Annotated in this window: 13 protein-coding genes; 9 read left to right on the plus strand and 4 right to left on the minus strand. The window is 57.9% G+C overall.

Going from position 1 to position 12437, the window contains the following annotated elements:
- Positions 1-681: 681 nt before the first annotated feature.
- Both RDK48_RS10960 and RDK48_RS10965 read right to left on the minus strand, forming a co-directional pair.
- Positions 682-2043: a sigma-54 dependent transcriptional regulator gene (locus RDK48_RS10960; protein ID WP_298995808.1), complete on the minus strand. Its 1362-nt coding sequence runs from the start codon at positions 2041-2043 to the stop codon at positions 682-684.
- A gap of 75 nt (positions 2044-2118) precedes the next feature.
- Entirely contained in the window at positions 2119-4101 is a 1983-nt protein-coding gene (locus RDK48_RS10965) for an ATP-binding protein (protein ID WP_298995806.1), read from the minus strand.
- A gap of 429 nt (positions 4102-4530) precedes the next feature.
- On the opposite strand from RDK48_RS10965, the gene RDK48_RS10970 reads away from it, so the two are divergent.
- The 3 genes from RDK48_RS10970 (at position 4531) to RDK48_RS10980 (ending at position 5513) form a co-directional block, all read left to right on the plus strand.
- A complete protein-coding gene (locus tag RDK48_RS10970; protein WP_159060426.1) occupies positions 4531-4626 on the plus strand; it encodes an SHOCT domain-containing protein in 96 nt (31 codons plus the stop codon).
- A gap of 41 nt (positions 4627-4667) precedes the next feature.
- The gene (locus RDK48_RS10975) at positions 4668-4841 is read left to right on the plus strand and encodes a hypothetical protein (RefSeq protein WP_298995803.1); all 174 of its coding nucleotides are present in this window, start codon (positions 4668-4670) and stop codon (positions 4839-4841) included.
- Between the two features lie 72 nt (positions 4842-4913).
- The gene (locus RDK48_RS10980) at positions 4914-5513 is read left to right on the plus strand and encodes a periplasmic heavy metal sensor (RefSeq protein ID WP_298995801.1); all 600 of its coding nucleotides are present in this window, start codon (positions 4914-4916) and stop codon (positions 5511-5513) included.
- Between the two features lie 223 nt (positions 5514-5736).
- On the opposite strand, the gene RDK48_RS10985 is transcribed toward RDK48_RS10980, so the two are convergent.
- Positions 5737-6249, minus strand: a complete 513-nt coding sequence (locus tag RDK48_RS10985) for a hypothetical protein (RefSeq protein ID WP_298995799.1) — start codon at positions 6247-6249, stop codon at positions 5737-5739.
- Between the two features lie 298 nt (positions 6250-6547).
- On the opposite strand from RDK48_RS10985, the gene RDK48_RS10990 reads away from it, so the two are divergent.
- The 4 genes from RDK48_RS10990 to RDK48_RS11005 all read left to right on the plus strand — a co-directional run bounded on the left by RDK48_RS10990 (position 6548) and on the right by RDK48_RS11005 (position 9940).
- On the plus strand, positions 6548-7000 hold the full coding sequence (locus RDK48_RS10990) for a universal stress protein (protein WP_022658008.1): 453 nt from the start codon (positions 6548-6550) through the stop codon (positions 6998-7000).
- A gap of 211 nt (positions 7001-7211) precedes the next feature.
- On the plus strand, positions 7212-8345 hold the full coding sequence (hisC, locus tag RDK48_RS10995) for a histidinol-phosphate transaminase (RefSeq protein ID WP_298995796.1): 1134 nt from the start codon (positions 7212-7214) through the stop codon (positions 8343-8345).
- Positions 8342-9037, plus strand: a complete 696-nt coding sequence (gene cmk, locus RDK48_RS11000; RefSeq protein ID WP_298995794.1) for a (d)CMP kinase — start codon at positions 8342-8344, stop codon at positions 9035-9037. The genes hisC and cmk overlap by 4 nt, the downstream gene beginning before the upstream one ends.
- A 339-nt stretch (positions 9038-9376) precedes the next feature.
- Complete coding sequence (locus RDK48_RS11005) at positions 9377-9940, plus strand: lipopolysaccharide assembly protein LapB (RefSeq protein ID WP_298995792.1); 564 nt, start codon at positions 9377-9379, stop codon at positions 9938-9940.
- A gap of 253 nt (positions 9941-10193) precedes the next feature.
- Here the strand turns inward: RDK48_RS11005 and RDK48_RS11010 are convergent, their stop codons facing one another.
- Complete coding sequence (locus tag RDK48_RS11010) at positions 10194-11033, minus strand: hypothetical protein (protein WP_298995790.1); 840 nt, start codon at positions 11031-11033, stop codon at positions 10194-10196.
- 215 nt (positions 11034-11248) lie between these two features.
- On the opposite strand from RDK48_RS11010, the gene RDK48_RS11015 reads away from it, so the two are divergent.
- Positions 11249-11596: a DMT family protein gene (locus RDK48_RS11015; protein WP_298995788.1), complete on the plus strand. Its 348-nt coding sequence runs from the start codon at positions 11249-11251 to the stop codon at positions 11594-11596.
- A gap of 5 nt (positions 11597-11601) precedes the next feature.
- Positions 11602-12384 carry a TSUP family transporter gene (locus RDK48_RS11020; RefSeq protein WP_298995785.1) on the plus strand — a complete coding sequence of 261 codons (783 nt, stop codon included), beginning with the start codon at positions 11602-11604 and terminating at the stop codon, positions 12382-12384.
- The last annotated feature ends 53 nt before the right edge of the window (positions 12385-12437 follow it).

Here is a 12437-nt window from a genome sequence, read left to right on the forward strand (position 1 = left end):
CCCCTTCTCGGCCCCCCTTGCATCCCCCCCGAAGCACCCCAAAGAGGGTTTTCAGTTTCCATAAAACGACGAGGGCGACGCGTCTTTGCTGCGGGAGCTTCCCTCACTCTCTGCGCTCGCTCGGGTGATCTCCCTCCCGCCGCGTAAATGCCAGAGTCCGCTCTCGCTTCGATCAATATCCGCTTCAGCCAACTCCCCTCAGTACTTTGACAAATCACAAAGCATGCTTCGTTCCCATTTCAACACCCAATGGACATGCTTACCAGCATCCAGCTTGGACAACATAGCGGAAACGATTAACAATATAAAATCATTATGTTATCTGTTGCAGCGTCAATCATCATTCAACCATGACCTGCGAATAAATTACGAATCAGAAAAATCTGTTCACCATCAGGAGATGGTCGTGGAGTCGCCTTCCTTAAACTCGCCGGAGCGAATGCGGAGGCGATGGCTGGTGTTGTGCGAATTTGCAAAATACGACTTTTGTCCCCTGAATGCGTCAGCGCCGGGGTTTTGAGCGCAGCGTACTCTAGTACGTGACCATCAAAATCCCGGCGCTGACGCATTCAGGGGACAAAAGTCGGGTTTGCGTAAATGCGCTCGACAGGTTCACCCACACCACAAAAACTTCTCCCCAGCTTCTACCTTTTCTCCCCGTGCCTCGCCACCATTGCGGCGCTATTTTCCGTCACCGAGCTTTGACAGCAACGTCTTGCGGTTAATCCCCAAACGCCGCGCAGCCTCGCTCTTGTTGCCGCCAACCTGCGCCAAGGTATCCATAACCGCCAGACGCTCAATCTCCTCAAGCGTCATATTGGCAAAATCCAGCCGCGACGCCGCCGGGGCCTCCGCCTCCTGCCCGCCAATGGTAGGTGGCAGCTCGCGCTCACTGATATATTCGCCCACCAGCAGCACCACAGCCCGCTCCACGGCATTTTCCAGTTCACGCACGTTGCCGGGCCAGTTGTGCTTCAACAGGCGATCCATGGCCCCAGGCGTAAATCCCTTGACGGTCTTGCCATTGCGCTCGGCAAAAAGCTTCATAAAATGCATGGCAAGCAGGGGGATATCCTCGCCGCGCTCGCGCAGCGGCGGCAACTGCAAGGCTACCACGTTAAGCCGGTAATACAGATCCTGACGGAAGCGCCCTTCTTCCACCTCGCGCGCCAGATCCTTATTGGTGGCCGCCAGAATACGCACATCCACCCGCACGGTCTGATCTCCGCCCACGCGCTGCAACTCGCGCTCCTGAATGACGCGCAACAGCTTTACCTGCATGGAAAGCGGAATATCGCCAATTTCGTCCAGAAATATCGTGCCTTTGTCCGCTGCCAGAAACCGCCCCTCGCGACGCTTTTCCGCCCCGGTGAACGCGCCCTTTTCATGGCCGAAAAGCTCCGATTCAAGCAGGGTTTCCGACAGGGCAGCGCAGTTCACGGCCACATAGGGGCCGGAACGGCGATTGCTGTTGGCGTGGATGAGCTTGGCCACAACTTCCTTGCCGGTGCCGGATTCGCCCGTCACAAGCACCGTGGCCTCAGAGGGCGCAATGGCCGAAACAAGATCCAGCACCTGCCGCATGGCCTGGCTTTGCCCTATGATGTTGCGGGCGTCCAGACCTGCCGCAAGCTCGTGGCGCAAAGTACGCACCTCGTGCCGCAGGCTGGCATGGTCCAGCGCGCGTTCAAGGGCAAGCTTGAGGGCATCAAAGGCCAGCGGTTTGGTAAGGTAGTCGTACGCCCCGGCCTTAAGCGCCTCCACGGCGCTGGAAACGTCCGAGTAGGCCGTCATGATCAGGATGGGAATTGCAGGATTGTAACCCTTGACGGCCCGTGTGGCTTCTATGCCGCTCATGCCCCCCATGCGCACATCCATAAGAATGAGGTCAAAAGGACGTTCACGACACAGTTCCAGGGCTTCCTCGCCGCTGGAGGCCCCGGTGGGCGCGTAGCCCCACTCTTCAAGCAGGGCGCGCAGCATTTCGCGGTGATTGTGGTCGTCATCCACCACCAGCAGCTGCATGGCGGGATTTGCAGTCATAACACTATCCTTGAACTGATCGGGATTGCATGGTTCGCAAGCGTTACAGGCATGACGCAACAGTGCGGGACTGCCCTAACTCTTGCCGTTTACAGGCAGGGTGAGCGTAAATTCCGCCCCATGCCCCGGCGCGTTGCCAACGCTTACGCGTCCGCCGTGCCCCTCGGCAATCTGATAGACGATGGCAAGCCCAAGGCCGGTTCCCGATGATTTGGTGGTAAAGTAGGGCGTAAAAATGGAAGCCTGGATTTCTGCCGGGATGCCCGGCCCCGTGTCGGCCACGGTGATGCTGAACATGCCCTCGGGCAGCGCGCGCGTACTCACACGCAGGGTACCTCCGTGATCCATGGCCTGAACCGCGTTGAGAAAAAGATTCAGCAGGGCCTGAGTGAGCCGCTCCGTGCTGACGCGTACCAGCGGAAAACCCGGTTCCATTTCAAAAACCACGGCAATATTCTTGGCCTTGAGGTCGGCCTCGGCAAGCCGCAACGCACGCCCTATAACTTCGCCAAGATCAGCCTGTACTGTTTCAAACGAGCCGGGACGCGCAAATTCCAACAACTCGGAAACCACGCGGTCCAGCCGTTCCACTTCGTCAATCATGCGTTGGGCGGCTTCTTCCTCGCGCCCCCCCAGAGGCATGCGCTTGGCGATATACAGGGCCACGCCCTTGATGGTGCTCAGGGGATTGCGGATTTCGTGCGCCACACCCGCCGCCAGATGCCCAAGGGCCGCAAGCCGGTCATTGCGCTGGGCGTCAGTCTGAAGGCGCTTCATTTCCGTAATGTCGCGCAACACAAATACGTTGCCCAAAAAAGCGCCGTCCTCATTGCGCATGGCCGCGCCGCCAAGGCTGATGGACAGCGGTTTGATCCCCGGCACGGCGAGTGTTGTTTCCTGCTCCAGAATGCGCGATCCCTTAACCAGTTTACCCGCCAGGGCTTCCCATTCCAGGCCGGGCAGACTGTTCAGCCGCCTTGCCCGTGCGGGTCTGCCGGGCTTGTCTGGGCCGCCTTGCGAGGCCGTCGCGCCAGAAGGAAATATCTCTGCACGCTGTTTGCCAAACATGGTCAAAGCTGTGTCGTTGATCATGGCAATACGCCCGTCCGGGTCGCTGATCACCAGTCCCAGGGGGAGGTTAGCCACGACCTCTGTGGCCATGACTTGTTGATCGCGCACAATACGCCGCCAGCGCCGGTTGTTGTGCATCCAGAACAGGGAGACAAAGGCGGCTAGCCCCAAGGCGGCAGCCAGTGCGGCAGAAAGCAGGTTGTTGCGCGCGTCCTGCGCCAGAGCATCCTCAAAAGGACGCGCGTCAAAGCCCACCAAGGCCACGCCCACCACCTGCCGGGGGGCTTCCGGGCCAGGACGGGCACCAGACACACCTCTGGGCACGGGCGGCGGAGGCGGTGGATTGCCAAACACATCGAGATCATATGGGCCTCCAGCACTCTCTGGGCCATCAATCCCCATCATGCGGCCCATCATGCCCATGCCGTGGGGGCCATGCCCGCCACCCATATGTTGTTGCCCATGCGAACGGCTCAGGGGCGCAAACACGCGAAAAACCTCAAAAACTTCCTTTCCATCCACCGTCCGCACCCGCCACATGGGCCGGTCTGAAACTTGGGTAAGGTGGGGGATATCCTGTGGCTGCACCAGCATGGGGGTGGGGACAAATTCCGGCGCGGTGTCATCCGGCACACCGGGGATTGGCGAACTGTCGCCGCTCTGGGCTAGGATGGCCCCGCTGGTGTCTGTCACGGCCATATAGAGAATGCCGGGCTGTCGGGCGGTTTCACTGAGCAGCGGACGCAGGCCGAGCACAGCGCCGGGGCTGAGGCGCAGGCCCGTACGGGTTCCGGCTTCAAGCGCCCAGATGAGCGCCTCGGCCCTGTCCGTAAGATTGTGTACCATAAAGGCCCGTTCGCGTTGATTGCTACGAACGGAGAGCCCCACCAGAGTCAGGCCGAGAATAAGGGCTGCCCCAATCAGCATCCAGGGTGAAAGACCCATGCGCGACAAGCGCTGGGAGAAAGATGAGCGAAAACGGATCATGAGTGTTTCCTCAACGGCGCAGTATCATAAGTATGTATTTTTTACTCACCGCGCAAGCCCCCTGGTAAAAATTGGATAGCTGCCCAGCCAACTGAGTAAAAAATGGACAGCATCAATCCCGACGGAGAACGCTCGATTTTCATTAATTTTATTTAATTAAGCAATTTTAGTGTATTACAAAAATTTACCCATCTTGGCACGGCCTTTGCCTATACAGCATCAAACGGCGCTGAAATACGCAGCACCAATCAGAAGACAAATAACAAACTGACGGCGCAACGTCACATTGAGGATACTGATATGTATGGCTGCGATATAGGAAGCGTAATGGGATGGGGAAATGGCATGACGCACCTTATATTCATGATACTGATTATTTCCCTTGCTGTCGCTTTTATCAGCAGAATATTCCCGTCGCAGAGAAAGAATATGGATTATACAGATTCCATGGCAATTCTCAAAAGACGGCTGGCCTCAGGAGAAATCACTCTTGAGGAATACGAAAAACTGAAAAAATCCATCTGAGCGGCCTTGCCTTCAGCAGGCCGAAATAAAGGAGAATATTCATGAAATCTCTCAAGCTTACTCTGATTTTCGCTTCCCTGGCCCTGGTGCTGGCCTTTGCGGTAAACGCTTCTGCCGCCAACACGGTTGATACCCAGATCAGTTCCTCCTGGTGCGGAGGCGGTCAATCCGGCTCGCACGGCCCCCACGGCTATGGGCATGGCTACGGGCGCTAACCGTCCTGGCAGCCAGAGGAAAAACCACCAAACAAACACGCAATTACCATTAAACTAAAAGGAAATACTACAATGAAGACCTCCAAGATCGTTACCAGCGGCGCGGCCCTTACCCTTGCCATCTTCCTCGGCCTTTCGGGCGTTGCCTCCGCCCAGCACGGCGACGGCCACGGCCCCGCAGGCATGGGCCCCGGCACTGGCATGGGCATGGGAATGGGCCCCGGCATGGGGTATGGCATGGGATTGTCCAGCGAGCAGATGGAAACCATGCAGCAGATCCACCAGAGCTTTGTTGAAAAAACACAGCCCACCATGCAGCAGCATTTTTCCAAGATGGCTGAACTGAACAATCTTGCCGCCGCTGGCGCCAAGCCCGATGACGCCCGCGTCAAGGCCGCCCAGAAGGACCTGCGCGAAATCGACGCCAAGCTTTACAGCGCCAGGGCCGAAATGCTCAAGCAGATGTCCGACAAGGGCATTCCCTTCATGGCTGGCCACGGCATGGGCCGGGGCATGGGACACCGCATGGGCGGACACGGCATGGGACATGGCATGATGGGTAACGGCATGATGAATCCCGGCGACTGCCCCGGCATGTCTGGCATGGGCGGCATGGACGCGGCTGGTGCCACTGGCAACGCGGTGCAGTCCGGCGCTACCGGAAACAAGTAACCTCACAGCAGCGCACCGAGCAGCCCGTTTAAGGGCAACGCACCTCCATAAAGCAAGCCTCCGGAACCGCATGATTCCGGAGGCTTGAGCATTTACGCAGCACCATATGCCGCACTGACCGCCATGCGCAAAAAAACCGCCCGCTCATGGGAGCAGACGGCCTGATCACAAGAAAAAACCGCCGTGAAACCCTGATTTCACGGCGGTTTTTCTGTCCGGGCGGCTATGCGGTATAGTCACCCCTATTGAACTTGATTTTTTCTGTCGTTGTCATCACGTCAAGCTCGTTGACCAGAGAATCAAGCCCAGCATTCTGGCCGCGTACAGAGGCCGTGCTGTTCTTGAGGGCGGAAACCTGCCCGTCTATCCCCTGCAACAGGGAATAGGCTTCGCGCAAGGAACCATTCTGGCCCGAGGAGCCCAGGGCGTTAACGTACGAATCCCACATGTCCAGCGTGCCGGAAGCCTGTGAAAAGGCACTCTGGATAACGTCTTCGTCCACATCTACCGATTCGGACTGGGTGGAGCCAAGCAGCATCTGACTGATCATGGATGCTTGCGAAGCCTGCCCCGCCGCCGTTGTGGGGAACGCAGAAGATGCAGCGGCATTTTCAAGGCCCATCTGTTCGCTCAAAGCCGCCTCAAAGCCGCCCTGCGCCGTCTGCGCTCGGGTTGTGCCCGGGGTCTGGCTCTGCTGGCGTAACAGCGCCTCAAGTTGATCGTTGGTAACTTTCATGTCGCCTCCAGGGTTGGCGTACTGCCGTTGCAGAAAAAATGCAAAAATCCTGCCACAAAGGCTCACTTCCATAACAGGCTGATTTTTCACAGGCTGGCAGAAGTTACGGGGAAAAAATTTCCCTGCCCCTTGGCGGCGTTAGGCGAAATGTCTTGTCTATTGTGCCGAAAAAAACTACCATTTATTACAGATGAAGGCAAAGGATAAAGGCTGCGACCCCAAACCAACCCCCTCTTGGTCGGCCATATTCAGCCAGCCCGTTAATCAATCTGCCTACCGGGGGGAACAGGAGTTTGCCATGAAGGATATCAAGAAGATTCTTTGCGCGGTAGACCTTTCCGAACACAGCAAGGAAGTTGCCGAATACGCGGTGCTTCTTGCCAAGGGCCTCAATGCGAGCGTGCTTGTTGTATACACTGCCCCCTCGCTGAGCCAGTACGTGGGCTTTCATGTACCCCCAAACACCATTGAAAACTTTGTCGGCGAAATCGTGACCGGCGCTGAAAAGTCAATGGAATCGTTTGTGGCCGAAAATTTCGTGGGCGTTGAAGCCAAGGGGCAGGTGCTCATCGGCTATGCCGCCGAAGAAATCCTCAACCGCGCCCGTGAAGAAAAGGCCGACCTTATCGTTATGGGCACCCATGGCCGCAAGGGCATTGACCGCATTCTTTTCGGCTCTGTGGCGGAAAAGGTGGTCAAGAACGCCGACATGCCCGTGCTGACAGTGCGCCCCACAGAAGCAGGCGAATAACTGGCGGATCTGGCCCTTCCTGCATGACCGCAGGCAGTTGCGCCAGTACCAGAGCCATAAAGAAAGACAAGCTTTCCAACTTTTTCAGCCAGCAAGCTGTCGCATTGCGATGGTTTGCTGGCTGAAACATACTGCAAACGCCGCAAAACGTCTTGCGCCCCATGCGCAGCCATGAATCTTCGCCTTTGCGGGCGATACCGGTGGAGTAACCATGTCCGAGATCAGTGTGCGCCAGGAAATTATGGCCCTCAAGGCCTATGTTCCCGGCCTTTCCATTGCCGAAATCCAGGATAAGTACAACCTGCCCCAGGTTATCAAGATGGCCAGCAACGAAAACCCGCTGGGCATGCCCCCTCTGGCCCGCGAGGCTGTGGAACGCCACGCGGCCGGGGCCTTCCGCTATCCTCAGGGCGGCAATCCGCGACTGGCAAAGGCACTGGGGCAGCGACACGGCGTTGACGAGCACCGCGTGGTTGTGGGCAACGGTTCGGACGAAATCATTGACCTGCTCATCCGCATTCTGGCGATACCCGGCGCGCACAACATTGTGTGCTTCAACCCCTGTTTCAGTATTTACCCCATTCAGGGGCGCATTTGCGGCGTAGAAATCCGGCGGCAGCCTCTCGAGGAAGATTTTTCCTTCAACTTTGCCGCCCTGCTGGAACTGGTGGACGCCAACACGCGCATTGTTTTTGTGACCACGCCCGACAATCCCTCGGGCTTTTGCCCCCCACGCACTGCCGTGGAGGCCCTTGCGCGCGATCTGGCGCACAAGGCCCCCGACTGCCTGCTGGTGGTGGACGAAGCCTACGTGGATTTTGCCGAAAATGAAAAAGCCGCATCCCTGCTGGCGAGCGGCATCATGCCCAAGAATACTGCCTTCATGCGCACGTTTTCCAAAAGCTTCGGGCTTGCGGGCATGCGCGTGGGCTACGGCATTTTGCCTGACCATCTGGCAGACTTTGTCTGGCGTGCGCGCCTGCCCTTCTCTGTCAATATTCTGGCGGAAGAGGCGGCTCTGGCGGCTCTGGCTGACGACACCTTTTACAACGCCACGCAGGATGCCGTGCGCACAGGCCGCAAGGAGCTGTTTGCGGGTCTGACCGCTCTGGGCTGCAAGGTGTGGCCGAGCGAAGCGAACTTTTTGATGTTCGGCATGCCCGAGGGCGCGCCCACCGCTGCCGAATGCTTTGAAACCCTGCTCGCGCGCGGCATCATCATCCGTCCGCTCAAGAGCTACAGCTTGCCGGATCTGTTGAGGGTCAGCATTGGCAACCAGCAGGAAAACCTCGCATTCCTTTCCGCCATGGCAGATATTATTGCCCGCAAAGGGGAAAAGGCATGAGTGCGCGGCTTCCTGTGGTGACGCTTGACGGCCCGGCAGGCGTTGGCAAAACAACGCTGGCCCGGCGTGTGGCCGAAGGGCTTGGCCTTTCCTACCTTGATACCGGAGCCATGTTCCGCTGTATGGCGCTCAAGCTGGGCGCCGGGGCGGAAACATTGCCGGAAGAAGAACTGCGCACCCGCTGCGCGGAGTGGACGTTCACCCTTTCGGGCCTTGGTCAGCAGTCCACCCTGTTCTGCAACGGCGTTGCCGTGCGGGGCGAGGTACGCACCGAGACCGTGGGCATGCTGGCAGCCCGCATAGCCACTGTGCCTGTGGTGCGCGAAATTCTGCGCGCCACCCAGCGCGCCATTGGCGAGCAGTACCCGCTGGTGGCCGAAGGGCGCGACATGGGAACAGTGGTTTTTCCCGATGCGCGCTTCAAGTTTTTTCTGGATGCAGCGCCTGAGGTACGCGCCATGCGCCGTCTGCACGACCTTGAGTCCAGCGGGCAGAAAGCGGATCTCGCCACCCTGACAGAACAAATCCGCCAGCGCGACGCCCTTGACCGCAACCGCGCCGTGGCCCCCCTGCGCCCCGCGCAGGATTCGCTGATTGTGGACACGTCCCACCTTGACATTGAGGGGGTGCTGGGCGTCATCCTGCACCACATCAACGTGCATGGCGGTACGCAGAGCCTTCGCTCCGCCTGACGCGCACAGTAATCCACGCACCAATTCGCACCCTTAAAGGCCGAACCGTTTTATGGTTCGGCCTTCTTTTGTTTCCCTCTGGCGCTAGCTGCAAAGCACAGCGGCAAGAATTGCCCAACCAGGAAAATCCTGCCCGCGCGGCGCCCCTGAGCGCCAAGGCTTTGGCGCTTTAAAGTGGTGCAAAGCCGCCCCCCTGGCGTATATTTTGTACAAACTGCAAATCACCACTCTGTATTTATTGCACTCTTTTACTATTGGCACGTTCAGTGCATATGAAAAGGCAAGTCAGTGGCGCATAAAGCGTCCGACCACAAACCAGCCTCAGTTGGGGAGGATACCATGAGCAATCAACTGGATTACGAAATCAATAAGGAATTGGGCGAGTGCTACCTTTTCATGGGTGACTTTGACAAGGCCGAGGAATACTACCGCAAGGCCGCAGGCAGCAACTCCCAGAGCGCGGCCCCCTTCCTGGGCCTGGCCACCGTGGCCGTGCAGCGCTCTGATCTGGACAAGGCTCTGGTCCTGTACCAGAAGGCCGCCTCCGTGGAAGAAACCGACAAGGCCCTGTGCGGCATTGGCCTTGTGTACATGGAAAAGGGCGAACACCAGCAGGCCTTTGACTACTTTGCTGCTGCCCTGAAGAAATCCAGGGAAAACATTGTGGCTCTCAACTGCCTGGTGCGCGAATCTTATCAGCTTGGCTGCGTTGAAAACGCGCTGCCCTATCTGGAAGACACCCTGCACTCCGGCGTGGAAGCCGAGGCCGTTCGCGTCACTCTGGCCGGCTGCATGATCTACCTGGGCCGCGCCGAAGAAGCCCGGCAGCACCTTGAAGCCGTGTTGGGCGCTAACCCCACCAACACCAATGCCAAGGAACTTTTCGACACCATGGCTGCCTAGGAATGGCCAAAGCCACACCTCAGCCTGTACATACTCCCCTCCCCACATGATTTTCCGGCCCCTGGCGGGTGTCGGGGGCCGGAAAATCATTCCCTGAGGGAAGCCACGCGCCGCTGCCGCTATTGATCCGTTCTTCGGATCGGGCACGGCGGCACGGAGCGCCGGAAAAACCCCTGATGTACGTCAGGGGTTTTTGTGTGTGGGCGGCTCACTCCGCCTGCGATTTACTGTGGGCAGCGGCAATTGCCGCTGTTCAGATTTTTGCCCGGATTTCGTCGTAGCTTTCCCGCAGCTTCATAATCTGCGGATCGCTGAGAACCAGTGCTCCATCGCGCGCCACAGCACACATGAAAAGCAGGGCCTCCTCTGCATCAGACATGCTGTTGCAGACAATATCATAGTATTCCGTCCTGGTGGCCGGATCAATCTTTCTGGCGCTTTCTGCCGCTTGCCGGAAGGTCTTGATAAACACCTCGCACAGTTCGTGCCGGAAGACCCGGCGGCCAAAAACCTGCAGCATGGGTGTCTCCGCCTGCGCGCCCGCAAGCACGCCTTCCACCTCGCGCACAAGGGCCGCGCCAGCCTCGGCGCTGCGGGCGTTTAAGGCGGTTACATCGCACAAACACTCACGCACCACCAGCCGCACGTCTGCTACGCTGAAACGGCGCTCGCGCGATTTTTTAAATTCGTCCATGAGCAGCAGGAACATGCGCTCCCGGTGGTAGATCTGCGCAGCCTTTTTCTGCTTTTGCAGCTCCTTGCGCTGCTCACGCATTTCATCGTTCTGCATTTTTATGGAAACAATGATGCCCGCAAATGCGAGCCCTGAAAACAGCGTGTTAAGCACCCCGAAGGAATCGCCGAAGGTGCCGGACTTGCTGAAATCTTCCACTGACCAGTAGAGCAATACAGCCGATGCGGCCCAGATAACGGTCACAAGCAAGGCCGCTTTCCAGAACAGCGCCCATGTCACCCTGTCAGGCGAAGTTTCCGCTGCGGCGTGAGCGTGCGTACCTCCAGAAGGGGATGACATCCCCGTATTCAAAAAACTTGCGTTTTCAGTATCCTTAGCGCGCGGTGAGCGTGCTGCCATACAGTGTTCCTCCATTGCTTGCGCGGTGCAGACCCTGCCGCACGCCTAACATAGCCTTTCGGCGCTGCCCGCGCAAACAAGGCTGGCGGCGATGGCCCCAAGCTCCGTTGCAGGCTGTTGACGAGCCATGTTGCAGCAGATATGAGATTTACGCTCTGTTCAACTTCTTCCGGCCTGCCAGGCATTAGCTCTTGCGACCGCCCGATGGATCTTCCATGCAGATACCAATTCCCGTCAGCACCGTGGGCCTGCTGTTCTGTTCCAATCTTTTCATGACCTTTGCATGGTACGGGCACCTGCGCTATAGAAGCACCGCCCTGCCGCTGGTTATCATTACAAGCTGGGCCATCGCCTTTTTTGAATATGTTTTGCAAGTACCTGCCAACAGAATAGGCTACGGCTATTTTTCAGCGGCAGAACTGAAAACCATTCAAGAAGTCATCTCCCTGACTGTTTTCATGGGCTTTTCCGCTTTTTGGCTGCACGAGCCGTTGCGCTGGAACCACCTTGTGGGTTTTGCGCTTATTGTGCTGGCTGCATGGGTTATCTTTAAGGAATGGTAGGCAGCGTGTTGGATTTCAGTCTTGCTACATACGTCATTGGCATAGCCGCGGCATTTGGCGGCGGATTTATTGATTCCATCGCTGGCGGCGGAGGGCTTATCACCATGCCCGCCCTGCTGCTCTCCGGTGTACCGCCGCACCAGTCCCTGGGCATCAACAAGGTCAGCGCCTGCCTTGGCACCACGGTTGCCCTTGGCAACTTTGCCCGCAGTAATCTGGTATTGTGGCGGGTAGCCTTGGCGGGCATCGCTTTTTCACTGGTTGGCTCGTGGGCTGGGTCACGCCTTGCCCTGCTGCTGGACGCGGCTGTTCTTGGCAAGGTGCTGGTGGCCTTGCTGCCCATAGGCATGTGCGCAACCCTGTTGCCCAAAAAAGAACGCAAGCAAACACCCCTGCCGCACTCAGGCCCCCGCTTCTGGATTCCCGTGGCCTTTGTGTGCCTTGTTATGGGCGGCTATGACGGATTTTTCGGCCCCGGCACCGGGAGCTTTCTTATCCTCGCCTTTCACTGGATTCTGCGCATGGGCCTGATGGAAGCCTCCGCCACCTCCAAGGTGCTCAACCTTGCCTCGAACTTTGCCGGAGCCGTGGTTTTCATCATCAACGGCGTGGTGGTGTGGAGTCTGGCCCTGCCCATGGCCGCAGCCTGCTGCCTCGGCAACTGGATGGGAAGCCGCATGGCTATTCGCGTGGGGCCTGCGGCTGTGCGCCGCTTTTTGACCATTTCGCTCAGCCTCTTGCTGCTTACCCTGGTATGGCAGTATTTTCTGGCTCCGAGCATGCATTAACAAACCAGGGCCATACAGTTCAATGCAAACAGCCCCGGAATGCGATATTCCGG

Source organism: uncultured Desulfovibrio sp., assembly GCF_902477725.1.
Classification (GTDB): Bacteria; Desulfobacterota; Desulfovibrionia; order Desulfovibrionales; family Desulfovibrionaceae; genus Desulfovibrio.